We start from the raw sequence: 23,940 nt of genomic DNA on the forward strand, positions 1-23,940 counted from the left end.
CAGATAATCCTTGGGCAGCAGCACCGTGGCGGTGCGCTGAAAGTGCTGCGGCTCATGACGGCGCACCCACAACAGCTTCGGCGCGGTAAAGCCCGGCATCGCCAGGTTGCCCGCCACCTGATGCAACTCCGGCGCCATCGCCTCCAGCTCGGCGCACTCTGCGGCGCAGCGGGTGTCGTTCCACAGAATGGCCGGACGGATCGCCTGCCCCTCTGCATCCAGCAACACCGCGCCGTGCATCTGCCCGGAGAGGCCAATCGCCTTAATGGCCGGCCAATGCTGCGCGCATTTTTCCCGTAGCGTGGCCATCAGGTACTCCGTCGCCTCCCACCATAGCTCCGGCGCTTGTTCTGACCAGTGCGGATGAGGCCGCTGAATACTCAGCGGCGCGCTATGGCTGGCGATAACCTCATGGTTCTCATCAATGACCAGCGCTTTGACTTCCGATGTGCCGAGATCGATACCCAGATACATAGCCACCTCTTAGTTAATCAGCGTGTAAACGGCGGCGACTTTCTTGCGCATCAGCGCCAGGAAATCCGCGTTGTTGGCGAGATCACCAAACAGGGCTTTATCACGGGCGTAGACAGCCACCGGATCCTGAGCCTCGAACATCTCATGCACCGCCTGCGCATCCAGGATGCCGTCCTGGTACTGATATGGCAGAGTTCCCTTGTGCCACTGCTCCATAAAGACGAAGAACAGCGCCGGCAGCATGGCGGTCGCTTCCGGGCGGACGCCGCGCTGGTAGCACTCCTGCAAGGTTGGCGCGATCATCGCCGGAATTTTCGAGAAGCCGTCGGCGGCGACGCGCTGGTTGGTGTCCTGGATATAGGGGTTGGTAAAGCGCTTAAGCACCACATCCCGGTAGGTCGGCAGATCAATGCCGTTGTCGCCGAGACACGGAATAACGTCCTCCGTAACGTAGCGGTCGGCAATGGCGTAGATAACATCGGTCAGCGTGCTTTCATGAATATACTGCTGGCCGATTAAGGTTCCCGCCCAGGCAATGCAGCTGTGCGACGAGTTCAAAATACGGATTTTCGCCTCTTCATACGGGATGACCGACTCCACCATCTCCACGCCGACTGCCTCCAGATTCGGGCGGACATCGCGGAAGTTGTTCTCCACTACCCACTGGATAAAGGTCTCCCCCATCACCGGCGCTTTGTCATCAATTCCGGTTTGCGCTTTGATGCGGGCCGGCAGATCGGCCGCCGGACGCGGGGTGATGCGGTCCACCATGGTGTTCGGACAGGTGGTATTGGCCGCCATCCAGTCAATCACCGCCTGTTTGCCGGTGAGCTGCAGGAACTCGACCATACCGTCGTGGAAACGCTCGCCGTTATGACGCACGTTATCGCAGTTGAGCAGGGTCAGCGGCCCGGCGTTGTCGGCCATGCGCTTTTCCAGGATCCGCGCGAGGGTGCCGTAAATGGTTTTGCACTCGCCTTGCAGGTCGGCCTGCAGATCGGGGTTGCTGGTTTCCAGCCGATGGCGAGTGTTCAGGTAGTACCCCCCTTCCGTCACGGTAAAGGCGATAACTTTGGTCTGCGGGTTTGCCCCTTCGTTAATCAGCGGCTGTAGCCCGGCCTGCCACGGCAGCAGTTTCTGGATTGAGGTGATCTCTTCATATTCGCGCTCCCCTTCCGGGCTGACGGTCTCGAGGACGTAACGTCCTCCCTGCGCCGCCAGCGCCTGGACCACCTGCTCGGCGTCGTTGCGAATATTCCCCGCCGCGATGCGCCAGCGATTATCCCCGGAAGCAATCAGACGATGCAGATACCACGCCTGATGCGCGCGATGAAAAGAACCCAGACCGATATGAAGCCATGTGAATTGATTGTTCATGTTCTGCTCTCCTTGAGTTGATGGCGCCACTGTAATTGATCATTTGACCTAAATAAGAGCCATGGATCACAAAAGAGCAATTACCCAATTAAATTACAAATGACCAGCAAAGAGCAAAAGCTTGCCAGTTATGCCAACCACGGCGAGAATGCGGGTATTCGCCGGGCCAATTGCGTGCCCTGGCCAGCAACTTAGGGCGGGAAACCATGAGTAAAGAAGACGATATCCGGTTGGATCAGAAGGTGCGTGCCGCATGGATGTACTACATCGCCGGCCAGAATCAGAGCGAGATTGCCAGCCAGCTGGGCACCTCCAGACCGGTGGTGCAACGGCTGATCGCCGCCGCGAAAGAAGAAGGGATTGTGTCGATTAATCTGCACCATCCGGTAGCGAACTGCCTCGATTATGCGCAGTTGCTGCAGGAAAAATACCGCTTGATCGAGTGCAATGTGGTCCCCGCCTTTAGCGAAGAAAGCACCCTCGACAGTGTGTCATTTGGCTGCTATCAGCTGATGGCTCGCTATCTGCAGGATGATAAAGAGAAAATCATCGGTCTGGGCTCGGGCCTGACCCTGAAAAAAGCGCTGCAGCGCATCGATTTTGACAGCCTGAATACCCGCTGCGTGGCGCTGATCAGCGCCATGAACGCCGACGGGCAGTGCAATTATTACGATGACGTGCCCCTGCTGCTGACCCGCAAAATTAAGGCCAAGTACTATCAGTGGCCGGCGCCGCGCTACGCCCAAAGCGCGGATGAGTATGAAATGTGGTGCACCAATCGCTTATTCCGCAGCGTCTCCGGCGTCGCCCGCGAGGCGGACGTGATTTTTGTCGGCATTGGTCCGCTGGGCACGCAAAGTCCGATCTTTAAAGACGGCTTTATCAATCAGGCGCAGATGGATGAGCTGACCGCCCGCGGCGGCATCGGGGAGATCCTCGGGCGGTTTATTGATGCGCAAGGCGACGTGGTAGACAGCGAGATCAACCGCATGATCACCAGCTATGATATCCGCCAGAGCCACTGCCCGCGGATTGCCGCTGCCTGTGGAGAACATAAACGACCGGCGATCCTGGCCGCCCTTAAAGGCGGCTGGATTAATGGCCTGGTGACCGATGAGCATACCGCCCGCTGGCTGCTGACGCGGTAACGTCGAACAGCCAGACAGCGACTCAGCTGCTGCTCATCAGTCGCGGGGGAATTTCAATCCGCTGCTGGCTGGCTTCGCCGGCGTCAATAATCGAAAAAACAGCGTCCAGCATCGCCGGCACGTCCTGCTGCACCATGTCGATATCGTGCCCCAGCAGATAGACAAACGGATCCCAGTCGAAGCAGCCCATCGGCGGCTGCTCGCTGCCGGTCAGACCCACCTGCGACAGCCAGCGCACAACCCCTTCCAGGGATATCGTCGAGTTAACAAATATCCCCTGCAACAGCGTCTTCGCGCTGCCAAACCGCTCCTGCAGGCAGTCCTCAACGTGGCCTTTCGAATAGCCGGGGGCCAGAATATTCGCCTGCGGCACGCTAAGCCCCAGCTCGCGATGCGCATCGTGGAAGCCGCGTAAACGCTCGCTGGTGTTATGGTCGCTGCTGCGCCCGCCGATAAAGGTCAGCGGCGCCAGCTCTCCGCGGCGGCGGGCGCTATTAGCCAGGATCTTATGAGTCAACGCTTTCGCGCCGCCGTAGTTATCCGAAATCACCGACGGCGAGAGAGAGCCCGGCAGGTCGAGATTGACCGTTGGCACGCCCGCCTGCTGGCATAGCGCGGAAATTTTATCCGGATTGGTCGCCCCGGTCGCGACCACCCAGTCAACCTGCCAGGAGAGCATTGCCTTTACCGCTTCGATCTCCAGTTCCGGACGCCGGCGCGTACAGGTGATAATCGGCAGCAGGCCGCGCTCGCGGGCCATCTCCTCAAAGCGTTCGGCGATGGAACCGAAGTAGCGGTTATCATATTTGGGGATAATCATACCGATGACGTGTGATTTTTTACTGCGCAGCATGCTGGCCTGACGGTTAATCGCATAGCCCTGCTCTTCGGCAATCCGCGTCACCTTTTCCGCAAGCTTGGCGCTGATGCGGCGCTTTTTCCAGTTACCGTTGAGGATAGCGCTCACCGCGCTCGCCGAAACGCCGGAAAGTTCCGCCAGGTCGTAAATCGTTATCTTCTTCATTTTTCCAACTTGCGTCACAAAATCATGTCGCTGTTAATTTCCCCACTTGCTCAATCGATGAAGCGAGAGCAACATAGCTTCATCGATTGAGCATCCTTTTCACGCCAGGAAGTACGCGCGCATACCGCCTCAACATGCCAGCAAGCCTGAATTAAGATGCTGATATTCAATATGTTACCAGGTTTAGTCTATCACCTCGAACGTGATGCCCTCGCGTTCGATAGTTTTAACCAGACACGGCAAAGGATTATAAAATGAACCACTCTGTCTCCTCTATGAATACTTCCCTCAGCGGTAAAGTCGCCGCGATCACCGGCGCGGCATCCGGTATCGGCCTCGAGTGCGCGAGGACCCTGCTGGGAGCTGGCGCAAAAGTGGTACTGATCGACCGCGAAGGCGAAAAGCTCAACAAACTGGTCGCCGAACTTGGCGAAAACGCCTTCGCCCTGCAGGTCGACCTGATGCAGGCGGACCAGGTCGATAACCTACTGCAGGGCATTTTGCAGCTTACCGGGCGTCTCGATATCTTCCACGCCAACGCCGGCGCCTATATCGGCGGGCCGGTGGCCGAGGGCGACCCGGACGTCTGGGACCGCGTGCTGCACCTCAATATCAACGCCGCCTTCCGCTGCGTGCGCAGCGTCCTGCCGCATCTGATCGCGCAAAAATCCGGGGATATTATCTTCACCAGCTCGATCGCGGGCGTGGTGCCGGTGATCTGGGAGCCTGTCTATACCGCGTCGAAATTCGCGGTGCAGGCATTTGTGCACACCACTCGTCGCCAGGTGGCGCAGTATGGCGTGCGCGTCGGCGCCGTACTGCCGGGCCCGGTGGTTACCGCTCTGCTGGACGACTGGCCAAAAGCCAAAATGGACGAAGCGCTGGCCAACGGCAGCCTGATGCAGCCGATTGAAGTGGCGGAGTCGGTGCTGTTTATGGTGACGCGTTCGAAAAACGTCACCGTGCGCGACATTGTGATCCTGCCGAACAGCGTGGATCTCTGACCCTGGCCAGCCTGTGAGAGGATGTGATGCAAAACGATACGCAAAACATTATTGGCGTGGATGTCGGTTCGGGCAGCGTGCGCGCCGGGGTATTCAATCTGCGGGGCGAGCTCCTCGCCCACGCGACCCGGGAAATAACCCTGTTTCGCAGCGCCGGAAACAAGGTCGAGCAGTCGAGCCGTGAGATCTGGCAGGCGGTGTGCTACTGCATTAAAACGGCGGTGGCCAGCGCCGGCGTTTCGCCGTCGTCGATAGCCGGGATCGGCTTCGATGCCACCTGCTCGCTGGTGGTGATTGGCGATAACGATGCGCCGCTGGCGGTCGGGCCTTCGGACGATGCGGACCGCAACATTATTGTCTGGATGGATCATCGCGCCACCGGGCAGGCGGAAAAGATCAATGCCACGGGCCACCCGGTACTGCGGTACGTTGGCGGCAAAATCTCGCCGGAGATGCAAACGCCGAAAATTTTGTGGCTGAAGGAGAATCGCCCGCACATCTATCAGCAGGCGCGCCACTTCTTCGACCTCGCCGATTACCTCACCTGGCGCTCAACCGGCGATGAAGCCCGCTCGGTCTGCACGGTGACCTGTAAATGGACCTATCTGGCGCATGAACAACGCTGGGATGCCGGTTACTTCCGCCAGATTGGCCTCGCAGAGCTGGCGGATGAAGATTTTGTCCGCATCGGCCAGCGGATTGTCGATCCAGGCACCCCCTGCGGCGAGGGCCTTTGCGCCACGGCGGCAGAGGAGATGGGCCTGCCGATCGGTACGCCGGTGGCGGTGGGGATGATTGACGCCCACGCGGGCGGCATCGGTACCGTCGGCGTGCTTAACGGCGCGGTCAACAATATGGCCTATGTCTTCGGCACTTCTTCCTGCACCATGACCACCACTCAGGAAGCGGTATTCGTCCCGGGCGTCTGGGGCCCTTACTATTCGGCGATGGTGCCGGGCTACTGGCTAAGTGAAGGCGGGCAAAGCGCCGCCGGCGCGGCTATCGACCAGCTGCTGAGCTTCCATCCGGCGGCGGCGGAAGCGCGCGAGCAAGCGAAAGCCGCAGGCGTCCCTCTACCGGTCTGGCTGGCGGATCGCGTTCTGACGCAAGTTGCTTCCCCTTCTGAGGCGGTAACGCTGGCCGCCGGTCTGCACGTCGTTCCGGAGTTTCTCGGTAATCGCGCGCCGCTTGCCGATCCCCACGCGAAAGCGCTGATTGCCGGGCTGGGGATGGAGCGGGACCTGGATAACCTGACCGCGCTGTACGTTGCCGGGCTATGCGGGATTGGCTATGGTCTGCGACAGATCATTGACGCCCAGCGCGCCTGCGGAATTGAGAGTGAAAATATCGTCATCAGCGGCGGAGCCGGGCAGCATCCGCTGGTGCGTCAGCTGTTGGCCGACGCCTGCGGCGTTAGCATCGTGAGCACCGCCAGCCGCGAGCCGGTGCTGTTAGGTTCCGCCATCCTCGGCGCGGTGGCGGGCAGAGTCGCGGCTTCGCTGCCGGAGGCCATGAAGCAGTTTACTCAGGTGGATGCCACCTATCACAGCGAGACGGCGTTTAGCCCGCTTCATCAGCGCAGGTATGCGGCCTATAAGGCGCTACAACAGGCCGGCAGGCTGATTCGCGAATAACATACCTCCTTATTTTATAACAATAATGCTCCGCTGCTGTGCAGCGGAGACACTCATCTGCACTCTGAAATCGAGGTCAACATGTCCGTTAATAACAAACAGTGGTACGGTCTACCGCTCAACCTCATCTGGGGATATGTCGCCATCGCCGTGTTTATGACCGGCGACGGCTTTGAGCTGGCTTTTCTGTCGCACTACATCAAAGCACTCGGATTCACCCCGGCGCAGGCTTCCTTTGCCTTTACTCTCTACGGTCTGGCTGCCGCCCTGTCGGCGTGGGTCTCCGGCGTGGTGGCGGAAATCATTACCCCACGTAAAGCTATGCTGATTGGCTTCGTGCTGTGGTGTGTATTCCACGTACTGTTCCTCGTCTTCGGCCTCGGTCGCGCCAACTATGCGCTGATCCTGCTGTTTTATGGCATCCGCGGCCTGGCCTACCCGCTGTTCCTCTACTCCTTTATCGTCGCCATTATCCACAACGTCCGCAGCGACAGTTCCAGCTCCGCGCTGGGCTGGTTCTGGGCGGTCTACTCGGTGGGTATCGGCGTGTTCGGCAGCTATATTCCGAGTTTTACCATTCCCCACATTGGCGAAATGGGCACCCTGTGGCTGGCGCTGCTCTTTTGCGCCACCGGCGGCATTATTGCGCTGGTGTCGATGCGTCATACCGAAACGCCGCGCCATATGCAGAACCTGACCACTCGTGAAAAATTCGCCGAACTGGGGCGCGCCGCGACGCTGCTCTATACCAACCGCAGCATTCTGTTCTCGAGCATTGTGCGCATTATCAACACCCTGTCGCTGTTTGGTTTTGCGGTGATCATGCCGATGATGTTTGTTGATGAGCTGGGATTTACCACCTCGGAATGGCTGCAGGTATGGGCGGCATTCTTCTTCACCACGATCTTTTCGAACGTTTTCTGGGGGATTGTGGCGGAGAAAATGGGCTGGATGAAGGTTATCCGCTGGTTCGGCTGCATCGGGATGGCGCTTTCCAGCCTGGCGTTCTATTACCTGCCCCAGCACTTCGGCCATAATTTTGCCATGGCGCTGGTACCGGCTATTGCCCTGGGGATTTTTGTCGCCGCGTTTGTGCCGATGGCGGCGGTGTTCCCGGCGCTGGAGCCGAACCATAAAGGCGCGGCGATTTCGGTCTATAACCTGTCAGCCGGGCTGTCGAACTTTCTGGCGCCGGCGATTGCCGTGGTACTGCTGCCCTATTTCAGCACTATCGGCGTGGTAATAGCCTATACCGCCTTATATATTCTGGCCTTCTTCCTGTGCCCGTTAATCCGCGTTGAACAGCCTGGCTTTACCAGCGATCAGCATGCGAAACCGTTTACCGCCAACGCGGCAGAGTCTTAATAAACCGCATCTGGTACAAACAATGCGCAATCCGGGCGGTGCCGCCCGGATTTTTGCCTTATGCGATAGTCACTTTGCCATCCAGATAAACATCCTGCACGGCATTGATCAGCTTCACGCCGTCGGCCATCGATTTCTTAAACGCTTTGCGGCCCAGGATCAGCCCCATGCCGCCGGCGCGTTTATTGATCACCGCCGTGCGCACCGCGTCGGCAAGGTCGGTCTCCCCGCCCGCCGCGCCGCCGGAGTTGATCAGCCCGGCGCGGCCCATATAGCAGTTGGCCAGCTGGTAGCGCACCAGATCGATGGGGTTATCGCTGGTCAGTTTGCTGTATACCCGATCGTCGGTATAGCCGAAGTTAACCGCTTTGTAGCCGCCGTTATTCTCCGCCATCTTTTGCTTAACGATATCGGCGCCGATGGTGGCCGCCAGGTGGTTGGCCTGACCGGTCAGGTCAGCGGAAACATGATAGTCGACGCCGTCTTTCTTGAACGCCGAATTGCGCAGATAGGCCCACAGCACGGTGACCAGGCCCAGCTCATGGGCCCGCTCAAAGGCGGCGGAAATCTCTTCTATCTGACGACGCGATTGTTCTGAGCCGAAATAGATCGTCGCTCCCACGGCCACCGCCCCCATATTAAACGCCTGCTCAACGCTGGCGTAGAGGGTCTGGTCGTATTCGGTGGGGTAGCTCAGCGTTTCGTTATGGTTGAGCTTCACCAGGAAAGGGATGCGATGCGCGTAGCGGCGCGACACCGAGGCCAGCACGCCGTAGGTCGACGCCACGCAGTTACAGCCGGCTTCGATCGCCAGCTCGACGATATTTTTCGGATCAAAGTACAGCGGGTTGGCGGCAAAGGAGGCGCCCGCCGAGTGCTCCACGCCCTGGTCAACCGGCAGAATGGAAAGGTAGCCGGTTCCCCCCAGGCGTCCGGTATTGTACAGGGTCTGCATATTGCGTAGCACCGCCGGTGGTCGGTTGTTATCCACCATCACCCGATCAACATAATCTGCGCCAGGCAGATACAGCTGGTCGGACGGAATGGTTATACAACGGTGCTGCAACAGGCTCTCGGCATCTTTGCCCAGCAACTGCGTAATATCAGTCATAGCAATCTCCCGTAAGGCCGGCCGAAGCCGGCGTGCATTATCCCAACCCAATTTTTTTGGGCAGGTTAAGCCTGGTACCGACTTAGCCTATTTTCCAGCCGGGGGGCCATTTTTTCAGGAGATTCTGCTGTCCCGTTGCGCTGCCATTTACCACCAGGCGTGGAAATGGTGCACCGGCCCGATACCGTGGCCTACCTCCAGAGAGTCGGCCTGCGCCAGAGCCGCCGACAGCCAGGCCTTCGCCTCGATAACGGTGGCCGCCCAGTCCGCGTGACGCGGGCGCAGCGCCGCCAGCGCGGCGGAGAGCGTACAGCCGGTGCCGTGGGTATTTTTGGTCTGCACTCGCGGCGCGGTGAACCGCTGTTCCCCTTCGCGGGTGAAGAGCCAGTCCGGGCTTTCGGCATCGTCGAGATGGCCGCCCTTCATCAATACCGCGCCGCAGCCCAGCGCCAGCAGCGCCCGCCCCTGCTCCAGCATTTCCCGTTCGTTACGCGCATGGGGGGCATCGAGTAGCGCGGCCGCTTCCGGCAGGTTCGGGGTGATCAATGACACCTGCGGCAACAATCGTTGACGCAGGGTCTCCACCGCCGAGGCCGACAGCAGCGGATCGCCGCTTTTCGCCAGCATGACGGTATCCAGCACCACGTTGGCCACCCGGTAGCGCGCCAGCCGCTCGGCCACGGCTTCCACAATATCGGTCTCCGCCAGCATGCCGATTTTGGTGGTATCGATACGCACATCGCTGAACACCGAGTCGAGCTGCGCGGCCACAAAATCCGGTTCGATGCGATAGACCGACTGTACGCCGCGGGTATTCTGCGCCACCAGGGCGGTGATCGCCGAGCAGCCATAGGCCCCCAGCGCGGAGAAGGTTTTCAGATCGGCCTGGATACCGGCCCCGCCGCTGGGATCGGTGCCGGCGATGGTCAGGGCGTTGATGCGTTTCATCCCTGCACCTCCTGATACAGCGCGTCGAGAAACGCCGGAATAAAGCTGCCTGGGCCTCCCTGACGGGCGGCGATCTCCCCGGCCTGCTTCATCAGCCCGCAGGCGGCGGCCACGTTTTCCAGCCGGTCTCCCGGCAGCGCCGCGCTCGCCGCCACCACCGCCGACAGCGCGCAGCCGGTGCCCACCACCCGGGTCATCAGCGGATTGCCCCCCGCCACGCTGAGCACCCGCTCGCCGTCGGTGACGTAGTCCACCTCGCCAGTGACCGCCACCACGGTAGCCAGCCGACGAGCCAGCGCCTGGGCCGCCGGCAGCGCCGCGGCGGCCGTATCGGTGGTATCCACCCCGCGCCCGCCGGCGCTCATCCCGGCCAGCGCCAGAATTTCAGAGGCATTGCCGCGAATGGTCGCCGGCTGGAGGGCCAGTAGCTCGTGACAAAAGGCAGTGCGCACGGTCAGGGCGCCGACCGCCACCGGATCCAGCGTCCAGGGCTTGCCGGCCTGACGGGCGTGCTCCACCGCGGCGCGCATCGCCACGGCGCGATCTTCGGTCAGGGTACCGACGTTAATTAACAGCGCATCGGCGATAGCGGCAAACTGCGCCGCTTCGCGGGGATCGATCACCATCGCCGGCGAGGCGCCGACGGCCAGCAGAACGTTGGCGGTAAAGGTCTGCACCACGTCATTAGTCATGCAGTGCACAAGGGGGGAATGGGCGCGCAGCAGATGGCGCAGGTGCGCGACAGGCGCGGGATTCAACAGCTCAGGCATAGTTTGCTCCCGCCAGACGAGGTAGAAGCAATGACCCTGCGGTCTCTGACTTCCCTACGCTGGCATTATCCAGATCAGGTGGTACGGGTATTTCTCAGCCTTCAACGAAGAAGGGCACCCCGAGTCAAAATAGTGAAATTGTTAAGCGTTGTGGAATTTACCGCAACTCACCGGTTCATACAACAAGCCTTTAGCCCTGGTTACGACACCTTCGCGGCCATCATGCTCATCAGGCAACCGGACGGGATTGCATTCCGCTGCTGGCGGGCGGAAAATAATGACATCATGCGCTATTTAGCCTACCGAGGATATACGCCATGGCCGTTTATCACCATGCGCTGGTACTGATTAACAGCAGTCAGGACGGCGTCCCGCTGCTCCAGCATGCCGCCAGAATGGCAGAAGAGAACGGCATGCGCATCACCATCGCCCACATCAGCACCGATTACCGGGCGCTGAACTATGTTTCCGACAGCCTGCGCGACGATCGGGTCTCGCAGGAGGTGATCCAGGCCAAAGCCCTGCTCAACGAGCTGGCCTGCACCGTCTCCCTGCCGGTGGATACCCTCTCGCTGGTGACCACCCGCCGGTTTGAAGACGTAGAAACCTGCGTTCGGCAGCGGCAGATCGATTTAATTATTGCCGGACACCATAACCGGTTGCTGGGCGTCCTCTCCTCACACTCGCTGGAGTACATCAACCACTTAACCGTAGACGTGCTGATCAAGCACCTGCCCTAGCGCAAGGCGGCCTGCAGCAGAGAAAAACAGTCTTCAATAAGCGGGGGCAGCGCCTGCGGGCCGCGCATCAGGGCCACTGTGCGGGCGAGCGCCGGCTGCTGCAACTGGGCGACCCTGAGCGCCGGGTCCTGCAGATGGGTGGTGTACAGCGCCGGCAGAATCGCCACCGCTAAGCGCGAGCGCACCAGGCCATACAGGGTTTCGATATAGTCCACCTGGTAGCGGGTGGTCAGCGTCAGGCGATGGCTCTCCACTAATGCCGCCACCAGCCGCTGGATATTGCCCTTCGAGAACACAGCAATATCCCGCCCCACCAGCTGTTTCCACGGCAGATGTGCCTGCGCGGCCAGCGGATCGTCGCGGTGCAGCACCGCCACGAAGGGATCTTCGCGCAGCGGATAGACCAGCAGTTCTGCGGGCAGTGAACTGTCGATCGCCCCGATGCCGAAATCAATCTCGCCGCGCTGCAGCGCCTGGATAAGCGCATCGTTGGTCTGATCGTGAAATTCAATGCGCAGACGCGGAAAGGCCTCAGCCAGGGTCTGCGGCAGCAGCGGAAACAGCAGCGAACTGACCGACGGCACCAGACCGATACGCACCGTCCCGTCGCCACCCGCCTCGACAATCTGCTGCATATCGGAAAAGGCCGCCTGCGCCACGCTGAGGATCCGCTGGGCGTGGGGTAAAATCGCCGCCCCCAGTTCAGTCAGAGTGACCGTCGCAGCGGTACGGTTGACCAGCTTACCGCCGAGTACCGTTTCAATCTGCCGCAGGGCGCTGCTCAGCGCCGGCTGGCTAATCGCCAGCCGACTGGCGGTATCGGTAAAATGGCGCAGCTGGGCCAGGGTGACGAAATACTGAAGCTGTTTAAGAGAGAGCGCGGGCAGCCGCTGCCAGGGTTCGTTCATCATCGGGTTCGCTACGGTGGTCCTGCACAATAACCCGAGCTTATCGGGTGATAAATTTATTCATCTGGGCAAACGTTTGCTGTGCCCCTAGAGTATCCGCATTATCCTTGTGCCGGAGTGGTTATGTCCAGCAATGCTCAAGTCCGCCGTCGCGCCGTGCAGGCCGCGCGCGGTGAATCCCCGTTTGATCTGCTGCTGATCGATGCGCAGATCGTCGATATGGCCACGGGCGAAATTCGCCCCGCTGACGTCGGTATCGTCGGCGAGATGATCGCCAGCGTCCATCCGCGCGGCAGTCGCGAAGACGCCCATGAAGTGCGTTCCCTGGCCGGTAGCTACCTGTCCCCCGGCCTGATGGACACCCACGTGCATCTCGAAAGCTCGCACCTGCCGCCGGAGCGCTATGCGGAAATCGTCCTCACCCAGGGCACCACCGCAGTGTTCTGGGATCCGCATGAGCTGGCCAACGTCCTCGGCGTCGCTGGCGTGCGCTATGCGGTGGACGCCAGCCGCCATCTGCCGCTGCAGGTGATGGTCGCCGCCCCGTCCAGCGTCCCCTCCACGCCGGGTCTCGAAATGTCCGGCGCCGATTTTGCCGGCGCGGAGATGGAGACCATGCTCGGCTGGCCGGAAGTGCGCGGCGTGGCGGAGGTGATGGATATGCACGGCGTGCTGCACGGTAGCGAGCGGATGCAGGAGATTGTCCAGGCCGGTCTCAACAGCGGCAAACTGATTGAAGGCCACGCCCGCGGCCTGAGCGGCGCTGACCTGCAGGGCTACCTCGCCGCCGGCGTCACCTCCGATCATGAACTGACCTCGGCGGACGACGCGCTGGAAAAACTGCGCGCCGGGCTGACGATCGAGATCCGCGGCTCGCACCCCTATCTGCTGCCGGATATCGTCGCGGCGTTAAAAACGCTGCCGCACCTCTCCTCGCAGATCACCGTCTGCACTGATGACGTGCCGCCGGATATGCTGCTGGAGAAAGGCGGCATCATCGCCCTGCTTAATCTGCTGATCGAGCACGGTTTACCGGCGGTCGATGCGCTGCGATTCGCCACCCTCAACGCCGCTATTCGCCTGCAGCGCCACGATCTTGGGCTGATTGCCGCCGGGCGGCGCGCCGATCTGGTGGTGTTTGATTCCCTGGAGAAACTGGTGGCCCGCGAAGTCTACGTAGGCGGTAAGCTGCTGGCCCGTGCGGGCAACCTGCTGACACCGATCGCGCCCGCCGCGGGCGTCACGCCGCCGCGCGATACTTTGCAGATCGCCCCCCTCCGCGCCGATGACTTTATTCTGCGCGTCCAGGGCATTCGTCACGGCATCGCCCGCCTGCGCCATATCCGCGGCGCGCGCTTCACCCAGTGGGGCGAAGTGGAAGTGCAGGTTCGTGACGGGAAAGTCCAGCTGCCCGCCGGCTTCAGTCTGATCTGGGTCAAGCACCGCCACGGCCGCCATCAGGCGACGCCGCAAATCGCCCTGCTTGAAGGCTGGGGTGAGCTGCGCGGCGCCATCGCCACCAGCTACTCCCACGACTCGCATAATCTGGTGGTGCTCGGGCGCGACGCTAATGATATGGCGCTGGCGGCCAACCAGCTTATCGCCTCCGGCGGCGGGATGGCGCTGGCGCAACAGGGCGAGATCCTTGCCCATGTGGCGATGCCGATTGCCGGCATGCTGTCGGATCTCCCAGCCGCGGAACTGGCGCGTCAGTTCCGCGAGCTGCGCGATCTGAGCAGCCAAGTCGCCGACTGGGAGCCGCCGTACCGGGTCTTCAAGGCCATTGAAGGCACCTGCCTTGCCTGTAACGCCGGGCCGCATTTAACCGATTTGGGTCTGACCGACGGCGGCAGCCGCCAGATAGTCGACCCGTTGATAGCCTGCCGGGAGATCCCGGAGCCAACCGATCACAACAATAATCCTCAGGGAGCCTGAGCATGGCCGATAACACACTTCACTCTTCCGCCCGCGCTAACTGGCTGGAGCGCCGCTTTGCGCTGCGCTCGCGCGGCGGCACGCTACGCACCGAATGCCTGGCCGGGATCACCGGCTTTCTCGCCGCCGCCTATTTACTGGTGGTCATCCCGGGGCTGCTGGCGATCGGCGGGATGGATAAAGGCGCCGCCACCACCGGCACCATTCTGGTCTTCGTCGTCGGCTCGCTGCTGATGGCGTTTTATGCCAACCTGCCGTTTATCGTCGGCCCGGGCATTGGCGGCTCGGTGCTGGTGGGGGTGACGCTGGCCGGTAGCGAAGGGATTGGCTGGCAGACTGGCCTCGGAATTGCCTGCTGGTCGGGGATCCTCTTCTTCCTGCTGACCCGCTTTGGCCTGCGCGAAGTGGTCACCCGCTCGGTGCCGCAGTCGATCAAGCTGGGATTGACGGCCTCCATCGGCCTGTTTGTCGCCGTCCTCGGTTTTCGCAATGCCGGGCTGGTGCTGGCCAATGCGAAAACCAACGCCCTGATGCTCGGCGACTTTCTCGCCCCCGGCGCGCTGGTGGCGCTGTGCGGCCTGTTCCTGGCGATAGCCCTGCAGGCGCGTAAGGTACCGGGCGCCATTTTGTGGGCTATTTTGTGCGCCACGCTGGTGGGTATCCCGTTCGGCGTGACTAAACTGCCGACGCATTTTATCGATGCCCCCCACTCGCTGGCGCCGGTGCTGGGACAGGTTGACCTGCTGGGGGCGTTAAACATCGCCTTCCTGCCGTTCCTGTTCGTCTTTTTCGCATCTGAGTTTTTCTCCACCATGGGGACAACGCTGGCGGTGGGCGGCGAGGCGGGTCTGCTGGATGAAGAAGGCAACATGCCGCAGATTAATCGCCCGTTCATGGTCGATTCGATTGCCGCCGCGCTCGGCCCGTGGGTGGGCATTCCGGCGGCTACGGCGCTGATTGAATCTTCGGCGGCAGCGGAAGCGGGCGGCAAAACCGGCCTCACCGCGCTGTCAGCGGCGGTAATGTTCCTGCTGATGCTGCTGTTCACGCCGGTGGCGTTGATGATCCCGAAAGAAGCCACCGCCCCGGCGCTGATCCTGATTGGCCTGAACATGTTCAGCGGCCTGCGCAAAGTGGATCTTGCCAACTTCACCGACGGGCTGCCGGTGCTGATGATGGTGATGATCACCCTTATCGCCAACAGCTTTGGCACCGGGATTGCCGGCGGGCTGCTGTTTTACATTGTGATCAAGGCTATCGCCGGTAAGTGGCGGGAGATCCCGATTGGCCTGTGGGTATTGGCCGTCCCGCTGGTGTATTACTTCGCGACCTTAGTCAGGCATTAAGCCCTTCACAATGTGATTTCACCTCTTCATATAACAAACGCACCGCGGCAGAGAGCTGTTTGCGGTGCGGACAAATCAGATTCAACGGCACTACATCCCCCTGATAACGCGGCAGCAGGCGCCGCAGGCGCCCCGCCCGCAGATCGTCGCTGACGTCGAGCATCGATTTATAGGCAATGCCCTCCCCGGCGATCGCCAGCCGACGGATCACCTCGGCGTCGTCGCTCATCACCGTGCCGGAGACCTTCTGCTGCTGAACCACGCCGTCGAGGCTCAGCGACCAGCGGTCGAACGGACGGCCGCGCAAAATGTAGATCAACGCATTATGCTGGCTGAGTTCCTCGAGGGTCTGCGGTTCGCCATGGCGAGCGATCCACTCAGGCGAGGCCACCAGCACCCGACGATTTTCCGGCGCCACCGGCAGCGAGATAAACGAAGCATCGTCGTTATTGCCATAGCGAAACGCAACGTCCACCGGATCTTTAAACACGTCGGTCAGCTGATCGGAAAAGAGCAGCCGCAGGCGCAGCGCCGGGTGGCGTTGGCGGAAATCGCGGAACAGGGTCAGGAGCAGGTTACGCCCGAGGTCCGACGGCACGGCAATCTGCAACATGCCGCGAACTTCATCGTCCGGGGTCTGGATCTTCTGCAGACCGGCCTCGAGGGTATCGAGCATCTGGGTGGCGTAGGGCAGCCAGGTCTCCCCCTCCGGCGTCAGGCGCAGGCTGCGGGTCGAACGGGCAAACAGGCGAATATTGAGGATCGTCTCCAGACGCTTAATTGCCGCGCTGACCTGCGCCGGCTGCTGCCCGGCCTCGCGCGCCGCGTCGCTAAAACTGCCCAGCGCCGCGGCGCGGACAAATAAGGTCAGATCTTCCAGCCTGAACATGCCGATTCTCCCCTGCTTCAGATTGCTCCCAAAATACGCATCACCGTCGCTGCAACGCAAGCGGCACAAGACTTGCGCCGCGTTTTGCTTACACTTTTTAAAAATCCAGTGCTTGCCATTTCAGCAACGCATCAGGAATGATACGAGGCTGCTATTTTGAGTCCAGGTAATATTGAGGAAACTATGCGTAAAACAAAAATGATGCTTCTGGGCGTACTTCTTGCCACCGCTGGCGCCAGCTGGACGGCTACTGCCGCGGGGATCGATCAGTATGCGCTGAAAGAGTTCACCGCCGATTTCACCCAGTTTCACATCGGCGACACCGTTCCGGCGATGTATCTCACCCCGGAATACAACATTAAACAGTGGCAGCAGCGTAACCTGCCTGCGCCGGACGCCGGCAGCCACTGGACCTATATGGGCGGTAACTACGTGCTGATTACCGATACCGAAGGCAAAATCCTCAAAGTGTATGATGGCGAGATCTTCTACCATCGTTGATCCGCGCAATCTCCACGTCCGCCCCGGCGAGCCAGCGGACTCTCCGGCGCTGCGCCAGATCTTCCTGCGGGCGCGCAGTTTATCGTGGACCTGGCTTCCCGCCGCGGCGTGGCGGCTGGAAGATTTCGATGCCGCCACCGCGGATGAACAGCTGTGGGTCGCGGAATGCGACGGCCAGCCGGTGGGCTTTGCCGCCGTATGGACCGCCGATAATTTCCTTCACCATCTGTTTGTCGACCCCGACTGGCAAGGCAAACATATCGGCAGCGCGCTGCTGGCGCAGGTCGAACGGACCTTTACCGCCAGCGGAACGCTGAAGTGCCTGATGGAAAATAAAAACGCCCTGCGCTTCTACCAGCGTCATGGCTGGACCATCGAAGCACAGGGCGCGTCGCCCAAGGGCAGATACTGGCTGATGCGCTCGCCGCGGCCTTAAACGGCGCGGAAGGCAATCTCACCCGGGATCACTTCTCCCTGCCAGTACATCTGGGCCGCCACCCGGCCCGCCAGCTGGCGGTAGATGTCGGTAAATTCGCTGTCCGGACGCGCCACCACCGTCGGCGTGCCGTTATCCAGATCTTCCCGCAGCGTAATATGCAGCGGCAGCTGGCCCAGCAGCTGGGTGTGGTATTTCTCGGCCAGTTTTTGCGCGCCGCCGGTGCCGAAGATAGGCTCGTGGTGCCCGCAGTTGCTGCAGATATGCATGCTCATGTTTTCCACGATCCCCAGCACCGGCACTTCCACTTTCTCGAACATCACGATGCCTTTTTTGGCGTCGATCAGCGCGATGTCCTGCGGCGTGGTGACCACCACCGCGCCGGTCACCGGAATGTTCTGCGCCAGGGTCAGCTGGATGTCGCCGGTGCCCGGAGGCATATCCAGCACCAGGTAATCAAGATCCGGCCACAGCGTCTCCTGCAGCATCTGCATCAGCGCCTTGCTGGCCATCGGCCCACGCCAGACCATGGCGTTGTCGTCGGTCACCAGGTAGCCGATGGAGTTGGTTGCCAGACCATATTTCATGATCGGCGCCATATGAGTGCCGTCCGGCGAGGTCGGGCGGCTGTCTTCCGCACCCAGCATGGTCGGAATCGACGGACCATAGATATCGGCATCCAGAATGCCCACCTTCGCCCCTTCCGCCGCCAGGGCCAGCGCCAGATTTACGGCAGTAGAAGATTTACCGACGCCGCCTTTGCCGGAGCTGATGGCGATAATGTTTTTCACGCCGTTGACCCCGGGCTGGTTTTTCACCCGCTTGAGGGTTGCGATGCTGTGGGTCAGCTTCCAGTCGATAGCCTTCGCGCCGGTGATGCGCAGCAGTTCGGCGCTGCACTGCTCTTTCAGCGCTTCGAAGGCGCTGCTCCAGACGAACGGCATTTGCAGTTCAATATGGACGGTATCGTCCAGCCAGGCGACATGGTGCAGCGCCTTAAGGGCGGTGAGATTATGCTTCAGGGTTGGGTGCTGGAAATTGGCCAGCGTCCCGGCGACCATCGCACGTAGGCGCTCAGGGGATTTGGCCTGGGATTGCGAATTCATCCCGACTCCTTTGTTGTTTTGAGATGCTTTCAGTAATCACAGAGTTTATCACAGGTAACGATTATCCATATATGGGCAGCCATTTATGGCGCACCCACAGCCCTTTTGGTAATATCGGAAGCCCTTTTTACAACAGAAGATGTAATGCTCACTATGACTCAAGTCGCGAAGAAAATTCTGGTAACGTGCGCCCTGCCGTACGCCAACGGCTCCATCCACCTCGGCCACATGCTGGAGCACATCCAGGCTGATGTCTGGGTCCGTTACCAGCGAATGCGCGGCCACGAGGTCAACTTCATCTGCGCCGACGACGCCCACGGCACGCCGATTATGCTCAAAGCGCAGCAGCTCGGTATCACTCCGGAGCAGATGATTGGCGAAATGAGTCAGGAGCATCAGACCGATTTCGCCGGCTTCGACATCAGCTATGATAATTATCACTCGACGCACAGCGACGAGAACCGCGAGCTGTCGGAGCTTATCTACACCCGCCTGAAAGAGAACGGTTTTATTAAAAACCGCACCATCTCTCAGCTCTACGATCCGGAAAAAGGCATGTTCCTGCCGGACCGTTTTGTGAAAGGCACCTGTCCGAAGTGCAAATCTCCGGACCAGTATGGCGATAACTGCGAAGTGTGCGGCGCGACCTACAGCCCTACCGAGCTTATCGACCCGAAATCGGTGGTCTCCGGCGCCACGCCGGTGATGCGTGACTCCGAGCACTTTTTCTTCGACCTGCCGTCGTTCAGCGAAATGCTGCAGGCGTGGACCCGCAGCGGCGCCCTGCAGGAGCAGGTCGCGAACAAGATGCAGGAGTGGTTCGAATCCGGCCTGCAGCAGTGGGACATCTCCCGCGATGCGCCGTACTTCGGCTTCGAAATTCCCAACGCGCCGGGCAAATATTTCTACGTCTGGCTGGACGCGCCGATCGGCTACATGGGCTCCTTCAAGAACCTGTGCGACAAGCGCGGCGACACCACCAGCTTCGACGAATACTGGAAGAAAGACTCCACGGCCGAGCTGTATCACTTTATCGGCAAGGACATTGTCTACTTCCACAGCCTGTTCTGGCCGGCGATGCTGGAAGGCAGCAACTTCCGTAAGCCGACTAACCTGTTCGTGCACGGCTACGTGACGGTCAACGGCGCCAAGATGTCCAAGTCGCGCGGCACCTTTATCAAGGCCAGCACCTGGTTAAATCATTTCGATGCCGACAGCCTGCGCTACTACTACACCGCCAAGCTCTCTTCACGCATCGATGACATCGACCTGAACCTGGAAGATTTCGTGCAGCGCGTGAACGCCGACATCGTCAACAAGGTGGTTAACCTCGCCTCGCGCAACGCCGGCTTTATCAGCAAGCGTTTCGACGGCGTGCTGGCCGCGGAGCTGGCCGACCCGGCGCTGTACAAAACCTTCACCGACGCGGCGGAAAGCATCGGCGAAGCATGGGACAGCCGCGAGTTCGGTAAGGCCATCCGCGAAATCATGGCCCTCGCCGACGTGGCTAACCGCTACGTCGACGAGCAGGCGCCGTGGGTGGTGGCGAAACAGGAAGGCCGCGACGCCGACCTGCAGGCCATCTGCACCATGGGCCTGAATATGTTCCGCGTGCTGATGACCTGGCTGAAGCCGGTCCTGCCGCAGCTGGCCGCGCGTGCGGAAGCGTTCCTCAACAGCGAACTGAGCTGGGACGCCATTCAGCAGCCGCTGCTGGCGCATAAGGTCAATCCGTTCAAGGCGCTGTACAACCGTATCGAGATGAAGCAGGTGGAAGCCCTGGTAGAAGCCTCTAAAGAAGAGGTGAAAGCCACCGCGGCGCCGGTCACCGGTCCGCTGGCGGACGATCCGATTCAGGAGACCATCACCTTTGACGATTTCGCCAAAGTCGATCTGCGCGTGGCGCTGATTGAAAACGCGGAATTCGTCGAGGGCTCCGACAAGCTATTGCGCCTGACGCTGGATCTCGGCGGCGAAAAACGTAACGTCTTCTCCGGCATCCGCTCCGCCTATCCGGATCCGCAGCCGCTGATTGGTCGCCTGACGGTGATGGTCGCCAACCTGGCGCCGCGCAAAATGCGCTTCGGCATCTCCGAGGGCATGGTGATGGCCGCCGGCCCTGGCGGGAAGGATATCTTCCTGTTAAGCCCTGACGACGGCGCCAAGCCGGGTCAGCAGGTGAAATAACAAAAAAGCCGGAGAGTATCTCCGGCTTTTTTTGCCCGGCGGCGCTATGCTAGCACGCGCCCGGGGGGGCAGTCGTTGTAGGCCGGGTCAGGCGAAGCCGCCACCCGGCAAAAAATCATGCCTTCGGGTTATGCACCCGCTGGGTCAGTCCGCGCAGGAAATTGCGCAGAAACTGGTCGCCGCACTCGCGGTAGTTTTTGTGGTCAGGCGAGCGCATCATGGCGGTGATCTCCGGCACCGACACCCGGTATTTCTGCTCGCTCATAATCGCCTGGATATCGTCCGTTTTCAGCGAGAAGGCGATCCGCAGCTTTTTCAGCACCGTGTTGTTATTCACCCGACGCTCCAGCGCCAGCTCCGGGGCCGAATCATCTTTGCCGCGCTTGTCATAGATAAGGCCGTTAAGGAAACCCGACAGGATAATGTCCGGGCAGCGAACAAAGCCCTCTTCATCCTCTTTCGTCGTCCAGGTGTCGAAGCTGGCGGCGGTGGATTCCATAGCGGAGAGCGCGAGAATGCGCACCATATCGTTATTATTGACTTTCAGGGTGTAGCGCAGGCTACGAAGAATATCATTACTGAGCATGAGGGCCTTTTACTGTCGATGATGCAATGGGGCGCAGTGTACCAGCTTTACAGGCCAATCGCCTCTTTCAGGCTTTTTAAATAGCGCCGGCTCACCGGCACCGTTTGCCCGGCGCGCATCAGCAGCTCCGCCTGGCCATTCTCCTCCAGGCGAATCTCCTTCAGGTGCGCCATATTCACCAGATACTGGCGATGGCAGCGCAGCAACGGCGTGCGGCTCTCGAGGGTGCGCAGGGTCAGTTCGGTAAAGCCCTCTTTTCCCTCGCGGTCGGTCACGTAGATGCCGCTCATCCGGCTGCTGACGAAGGCCACATCCTCCATCTGCAGCAGCCAGATACGACTGTGGCCGGTACAGGGAATGTATTTCAGCGTCTGCTGAGCATCATCCAGCAGCGACACATCCTGCAGATTACGCTCCTGGCGCAGGCGGGCGAGGGTTTTCTCCAGCCGGGCAGCTTCAATCGGCTTCAGCAGATAGTCAAAGGCATGCTCCTCAAAGGCTTTCACCGCGTATTCATCAAAGGCGGTGAGAAACACGATATAGGGGCGGTGCTCCGGGTCGAGCATCCCGACCATCTCCAGACCGCTGATGCGCGGCATCTGGATGTCGAGAAACAGCACGTCGGGACGCAGCTTATGCACCGCGCCAATGGCCTCCACCGCGTTGCCGCACTCGCCGACGATCTCGATATCGCGCTGTGTCTCCAGCAAAATGCGCAGGTTTTCCCGCGCCAGCGGCTCATCATCGACGATCAATACTCTCAGCATGCATTCTCCTCCAGGGGCAGACGTAGGGTGACACGGGTAAAGCGCTCCGGCTCGCAGGTGACGCTGATGCCGCAGTCGGCGCCAAAACGCGCCCGCAGCCGCCTGTCCACCAGATTCATCCCCAGCCCGCTGGCCTGGGGGTTGGCCCGGTACAGCCCGGCGTTATCTTCGATATCCAGCTGCAGCCAGCGATCGTCCTGGCTGGCGCGGATGGTAATTTCGCCGACGCCAAGATGTTGCGATGTACCATGCTTAATGGCGTTCTCCACGATCGGCTGCAGGGTAAAGGCCGGCAGCTGGTGATGCGCCAGCCCTTCCGGCACCGCCATCTGGATCTGCAGGTTAGCCTGAAAGCGAGCCTTCTCAATCTGCAGATAGGCGTTAACATGCTCGATCTCATCGGCAAGAGTGACAATTTCCGTCGGCCGTTTCAGGTTCTTGCGAAAGAAGGTCGATAGATACTGCACCAGCTGGCCGGCCTGATCGCTGTCGCGGCGGATCACCGCCTTCAGCGTGTTAAGCGCGTTAAACAGGAAGTGCGGGTTGACCTGGGCGTGCAGGAGCTTGATTTCGGATTGCGTCAGCAGCGCCTTCTGCCGCTCGTACTGTCCGGCGAGGATCTGCGCCGACAGCAGCTGGGCAATCCCCTCCCCGAGGGTGCGGTTGATTGAACTGAACAGGCGATTTTTCGCCTCATACAATTTAATGGTTCCTATCACCCGTTGGTTCTCGCCGCGCAGGGGGATCACCAGCGTCGACCCCAGCTTACAGTGCGGATGAATCGAGCAGCGGTAAGGCACCTCGTTGCCGTCGGCGTAGACCACCTCCCCGGTCTCAATCGCCCGTTGCGTATACGAGGAGGAAATAGGCTTGCCCGGCAGATGGTGATCGTCGCCGATGCCGGTAAACGCCAGCAGCTTGTCGCGATCGGTGATCGCCACCGCACCGATATCCAGCTCCTGGATCAGCACCTGGGCCACCTTCATGCTGTTCTCTTCGTTGAATCCCTGACGCAGGATCCCCTCGGTGGACGCCGCCACCTTCAGCGCCGTGGCGGAAAAGGCGGAGGTGTACTTCTCAAACATCGCCCGCTTGTCCAGCAGAATGCGCATAAACAGCGCCGCACCGACGGTATTGGTGACCATCATCGGCGCGGCAATGCTCTGCACCAGATGCAGGGCGTCCTGGAACGGGCGGGCAATCAGCAGAATGATCATCATCTGCACCAGCTCGGCCACGAAGGTGATCGCCCCGGCGGTCAGCGGGCTAAAGACTTTGTCCGGCCGGCCGCGTTTGACCAGCACGCTGTGCACCAGACCGCCCAGCAGCCCCTCAACGATGGTGGAAACCATGCAGCTTAAGGCGGTCATTCCCCCCAGCGAGTAGCGGTGCAGGCCGCCGGTGAGCCCTACCAGCCCGCCGACCACCGGCCCGCCGAGCAGGCCGCCCATCACAGCGCCGATGGCGCGGGTGTTGGCGATGGAGTCTTCGATATGCAGACCGAAATAGGTCCCCATAATGCAGAAAATGGAGAAGGTGACGTAGCACAGCAGCTTGTGCGGCAGGCGAACGGTGACTTGCATCAGGGGGATAAACAGTCGGGTTTTGCTCATCAACCACGCGATGACCAAAAATACGCACATCTGCTGAAGCAGCAGCAACACCAGATCAAACTCGTACATAC

22 protein-coding genes and 1 riboswitch are annotated in these 23,940 nt (G+C 60.5%); of the genes, 10 read left to right on the plus strand and 12 right to left on the minus strand.

Translation table 11 applies throughout. The annotated features are described in order from the left end of the window. On the minus strand, positions 1 to 474 hold a 474-nt coding region (locus KHQ26_RS17990; protein WP_266097860.1), incomplete at its 3' end, for an FGGY family carbohydrate kinase. A gap of 9 nt (positions 475 to 483) precedes the next feature. Beyond that, positions 484 to 1,851, minus strand: coding sequence for a D-arabinitol 4-dehydrogenase (gene dalD, locus KHQ26_RS17995; RefSeq protein WP_020804244.1), 1,368 nt, complete (start codon positions 1,849 to 1,851; stop codon positions 484 to 486). A 206-nt stretch (positions 1,852 to 2,057) separates the two neighbouring features. Between dalD and KHQ26_RS18000 the strand changes: the two genes are divergently transcribed. Further along, positions 2,058 to 2,999 (plus strand): sugar-binding transcriptional regulator, encoded by a 942-nt coding sequence (locus KHQ26_RS18000; protein WP_004144198.1) that lies wholly within the window; start codon positions 2,058 to 2,060, stop codon positions 2,997 to 2,999. Positions 3,000 to 3,021: 22 nt separating this feature from the next. Here KHQ26_RS18000 and KHQ26_RS18005 read toward each other — a convergent pair whose 3' ends face one another. Then, on the minus strand, positions 3,022 to 4,023 hold the full coding sequence (locus tag KHQ26_RS18005) for a substrate-binding domain-containing protein (RefSeq protein ID WP_004180590.1): 1,002 nt from the start codon (positions 4,021 to 4,023) through the stop codon (positions 3,022 to 3,024). Between the two features lie 254 nt (positions 4,024 to 4,277). On the opposite strand from KHQ26_RS18005, the gene KHQ26_RS18010 reads away from it, so the two are divergent. From KHQ26_RS18010 to KHQ26_RS18020, 3 genes are all read left to right on the plus strand, one after another. Further along, positions 4,278 to 5,027: an SDR family oxidoreductase gene (locus KHQ26_RS18010; RefSeq protein WP_004180592.1), complete on the plus strand. Its 750-nt coding sequence runs from the start codon at positions 4,278 to 4,280 to the stop codon at positions 5,025 to 5,027. 26 nt (positions 5,028 to 5,053) lie between these two features. Next, positions 5,054 to 6,661, plus strand: a complete 1,608-nt coding sequence (locus tag KHQ26_RS18015) for an FGGY-family carbohydrate kinase (protein WP_020804246.1) — start codon at positions 5,054 to 5,056, stop codon at positions 6,659 to 6,661. A gap of 81 nt (positions 6,662 to 6,742) precedes the next feature. Next, positions 6,743 to 8,026, plus strand: a complete 1,284-nt coding sequence (locus KHQ26_RS18020; RefSeq protein WP_004175116.1) for an RbtT/DalT/CsbX family MFS transporter — start codon at positions 6,743 to 6,745, stop codon at positions 8,024 to 8,026. 58 nt (positions 8,027 to 8,084) lie between these two features. Here the strand turns inward: KHQ26_RS18020 and fbaB are convergent, their stop codons facing one another. The 3 genes from fbaB to thiM all read right to left on the minus strand — a co-directional run bounded on the left by fbaB (position 8,085) and on the right by thiM (position 10,855). After that, positions 8,085 to 9,137 (minus strand): class I fructose-bisphosphate aldolase, encoded by a 1,053-nt coding sequence (gene fbaB / locus KHQ26_RS18025; RefSeq protein WP_002912704.1) that lies wholly within the window; start codon positions 9,135 to 9,137, stop codon positions 8,085 to 8,087. 147 nt (positions 9,138 to 9,284) lie between these two features. Next, the gene (gene thiD, locus KHQ26_RS18030; RefSeq protein ID WP_002912707.1) at positions 9,285 to 10,085 is read right to left on the minus strand and encodes a bifunctional hydroxymethylpyrimidine kinase/phosphomethylpyrimidine kinase; all 801 of its coding nucleotides are present in this window, start codon (positions 10,083 to 10,085) and stop codon (positions 9,285 to 9,287) included. Continuing rightward, positions 10,082 to 10,855: a hydroxyethylthiazole kinase gene (gene thiM / locus KHQ26_RS18035; protein WP_004151131.1), complete on the minus strand. Its 774-nt coding sequence runs from the start codon at positions 10,853 to 10,855 to the stop codon at positions 10,082 to 10,084. Before thiM ends, thiD begins: the two co-directional genes overlap by 4 nt. A 34-nt stretch (positions 10,856 to 10,889) precedes the next feature. Beyond that, a riboswitch (TPP riboswitch) is annotated at positions 10,890 to 10,987 on the minus strand. Between the two features lie 185 nt (positions 10,988 to 11,172). Between thiM and KHQ26_RS18040 the strand changes: the two genes are divergently transcribed. Beyond that, entirely contained in the window at positions 11,173 to 11,595 is a 423-nt protein-coding gene (locus tag KHQ26_RS18040) for a universal stress protein (protein ID WP_004189084.1), read from the plus strand. Here KHQ26_RS18040 and KHQ26_RS18045 read toward each other — a convergent pair. Then, the gene (locus tag KHQ26_RS18045; protein WP_004151129.1) at positions 11,592 to 12,506 is read right to left on the minus strand and encodes a LysR family transcriptional regulator; all 915 of its coding nucleotides are present in this window, start codon (positions 12,504 to 12,506) and stop codon (positions 11,592 to 11,594) included. The genes KHQ26_RS18040 and KHQ26_RS18045 overlap by 4 nt on opposite strands. Before the next feature lie 120 nt (positions 12,507 to 12,626). On the opposite strand from KHQ26_RS18045, the gene KHQ26_RS18050 reads away from it, so the two are divergent. Both KHQ26_RS18050 and KHQ26_RS18055 read left to right on the plus strand, forming a co-directional pair. Continuing rightward, entirely contained in the window at positions 12,627 to 14,438 is a 1,812-nt protein-coding gene (locus KHQ26_RS18050; RefSeq protein WP_020317134.1) for an adenine deaminase, read from the plus strand. A 2-nt stretch (positions 14,439 to 14,440) separates the two neighbouring features. Further along, positions 14,441 to 15,784 (plus strand): NCS2 family permease, encoded by a 1,344-nt coding sequence (locus tag KHQ26_RS18055; protein ID WP_002912743.1) that lies wholly within the window; start codon positions 14,441 to 14,443, stop codon positions 15,782 to 15,784. Here KHQ26_RS18055 and KHQ26_RS18060 read toward each other — a convergent pair. Then, on the minus strand, positions 15,774 to 16,673 hold the full coding sequence (locus tag KHQ26_RS18060) for a LysR family transcriptional regulator (protein WP_004149074.1): 900 nt from the start codon (positions 16,671 to 16,673) through the stop codon (positions 15,774 to 15,776). The genes KHQ26_RS18055 and KHQ26_RS18060 overlap by 11 nt on opposite strands. 183 nt (positions 16,674 to 16,856) lie before the next feature. Here KHQ26_RS18060 and KHQ26_RS18065 point away from each other — a divergent pair, with 183 nt between their 5' ends. After that, positions 16,857 to 17,174, plus strand: coding sequence for an RcnB family protein (locus KHQ26_RS18065; RefSeq protein ID WP_002912749.1), 318 nt, complete (start codon positions 16,857 to 16,859; stop codon positions 17,172 to 17,174). Next, a complete protein-coding gene (locus KHQ26_RS18070) occupies positions 17,146 to 17,610 on the plus strand; it encodes a GNAT family N-acetyltransferase (protein ID WP_074183022.1) in 465 nt (154 codons plus the stop codon). The genes KHQ26_RS18065 and KHQ26_RS18070 overlap by 29 nt, the downstream gene beginning before the upstream one ends. Here the strand turns inward: KHQ26_RS18070 and apbC are convergent. Next, complete coding sequence (gene apbC, locus KHQ26_RS18075; RefSeq protein ID WP_002912751.1) at positions 17,607 to 18,716, minus strand: iron-sulfur cluster carrier protein ApbC; 1,110 nt, start codon at positions 18,714 to 18,716, stop codon at positions 17,607 to 17,609. The two genes, KHQ26_RS18070 and apbC, sit on opposite strands and share 4 nt — an antisense overlap. 153 nt (positions 18,717 to 18,869) lie before the next feature. Here apbC and metG point away from each other — a divergent pair, with 153 nt between their 5' ends. Beyond that, a complete protein-coding gene (metG, locus tag KHQ26_RS18080; protein WP_002912753.1) occupies positions 18,870 to 20,903 on the plus strand; it encodes a methionine--tRNA ligase in 2,034 nt (677 codons plus the stop codon). Between the two features lie 115 nt (positions 20,904 to 21,018). Here the strand turns inward: metG and KHQ26_RS18085 are convergent, their stop codons facing one another. From KHQ26_RS18085 to KHQ26_RS18095, 3 genes are read right to left on the minus strand one after another with little or no spacing between them, the layout of a single operon-like run. Continuing rightward, the gene (locus KHQ26_RS18085) at positions 21,019 to 21,489 is read right to left on the minus strand and encodes a DUF1456 family protein (RefSeq protein WP_002912756.1); all 471 of its coding nucleotides are present in this window, start codon (positions 21,487 to 21,489) and stop codon (positions 21,019 to 21,021) included. Positions 21,490 to 21,536: 47 nt separating this feature from the next. Further along, positions 21,537 to 22,256: a two-component system response regulator BtsR gene (gene btsR / locus KHQ26_RS18090; RefSeq protein WP_004144215.1), complete on the minus strand. Its 720-nt coding sequence runs from the start codon at positions 22,254 to 22,256 to the stop codon at positions 21,537 to 21,539. Then, positions 22,250 to 23,938, minus strand: a complete 1,689-nt coding sequence (locus KHQ26_RS18095; protein WP_002912760.1) for a sensor histidine kinase — start codon at positions 23,936 to 23,938, stop codon at positions 22,250 to 22,252. Before KHQ26_RS18095 ends, btsR begins: the two co-directional genes overlap by 7 nt. Positions 23,939 to 23,940 lie beyond the last annotated feature (2 nt).

The sequence above is a fragment of the Klebsiella sp. 10 genome (assembly GCF_018223925.1).
Classification (GTDB): domain Bacteria; phylum Pseudomonadota; class Gammaproteobacteria; order Enterobacterales; family Enterobacteriaceae; genus Klebsiella; species Klebsiella pneumoniae.

Bases quoted from the DNA above. Each gene is read 5' to 3' on its own strand.
- KHQ26_RS18050 (WP_020317134.1), top strand. From the start codon at position 12,627: ATGTCCAGCAATGCTCAAGTCCGCCGTCGCGCCGTGCAGGCCGCGCGC.
- KHQ26_RS18060 (WP_004149074.1), bottom strand. From the start codon at position 16,673: ATGTTCAGGCTGGAAGATCTGACCTTATTTGTCCGCGCCGCGGCGCTG.
- KHQ26_RS18065 (WP_002912749.1), top strand. From the start codon at position 16,857: ATGCGTAAAACAAAAATGATGCTTCTGGGCGTACTTCTTGCCACCGCT.
- thiD (WP_002912707.1), bottom strand. From the start codon at position 10,085: ATGAAACGCATCAACGCCCTGACCATCGCCGGCACCGATCCCAGCGGC.
- KHQ26_RS18040 (WP_004189084.1), top strand. From the start codon at position 11,173: ATGGCCGTTTATCACCATGCGCTGGTACTGATTAACAGCAGTCAGGAC.
- KHQ26_RS18055 (WP_002912743.1), top strand. From the start codon at position 14,441: ATGGCCGATAACACACTTCACTCTTCCGCCCGCGCTAACTGGCTGGAG.
- metG (WP_002912753.1), top strand. From the start codon at position 18,870: ATGACTCAAGTCGCGAAGAAAATTCTGGTAACGTGCGCCCTGCCGTAC.
- dalD (WP_020804244.1), bottom strand. From the start codon at position 1,851: ATGAACAATCAATTCACATGGCTTCATATCGGTCTGGGTTCTTTTCAT.
- KHQ26_RS18000 (WP_004144198.1), top strand. From the start codon at position 2,058: ATGAGTAAAGAAGACGATATCCGGTTGGATCAGAAGGTGCGTGCCGCA.
- apbC (WP_002912751.1), bottom strand. From the start codon at position 18,716: ATGAATTCGCAATCCCAGGCCAAATCCCCTGAGCGCCTACGTGCGATG.
- btsR (WP_004144215.1), bottom strand. From the start codon at position 22,256: ATGCTGAGAGTATTGATCGTCGATGATGAGCCGCTGGCGCGGGAAAAC.
- thiM (WP_004151131.1), bottom strand. From the start codon at position 10,855: ATGCCTGAGCTGTTGAATCCCGCGCCTGTCGCGCACCTGCGCCATCTG.
- KHQ26_RS18085 (WP_002912756.1), bottom strand. From the start codon at position 21,489: ATGCTCAGTAATGATATTCTTCGTAGCCTGCGCTACACCCTGAAAGTC.
- KHQ26_RS18020 (WP_004175116.1), top strand. From the start codon at position 6,743: ATGTCCGTTAATAACAAACAGTGGTACGGTCTACCGCTCAACCTCATC.
- KHQ26_RS18015 (WP_020804246.1), top strand. From the start codon at position 5,054: ATGCAAAACGATACGCAAAACATTATTGGCGTGGATGTCGGTTCGGGC.
- KHQ26_RS18045 (WP_004151129.1), bottom strand. From the start codon at position 12,506: ATGATGAACGAACCCTGGCAGCGGCTGCCCGCGCTCTCTCTTAAACAG.
- KHQ26_RS18070 (WP_074183022.1), top strand. From the start codon at position 17,146: ATGATGGCGAGATCTTCTACCATCGTTGATCCGCGCAATCTCCACGTC.
- fbaB (WP_002912704.1), bottom strand. From the start codon at position 9,137: ATGACTGATATTACGCAGTTGCTGGGCAAAGATGCCGAGAGCCTGTTG.
- KHQ26_RS18005 (WP_004180590.1), bottom strand. From the start codon at position 4,023: ATGAAGAAGATAACGATTTACGACCTGGCGGAACTTTCCGGCGTTTCG.
- KHQ26_RS18095 (WP_002912760.1), bottom strand. From the start codon at position 23,938: ATGTACGAGTTTGATCTGGTGTTGCTGCTGCTTCAGCAGATGTGCGTA.
- KHQ26_RS18010 (WP_004180592.1), top strand. From the start codon at position 4,278: ATGAACCACTCTGTCTCCTCTATGAATACTTCCCTCAGCGGTAAAGTC.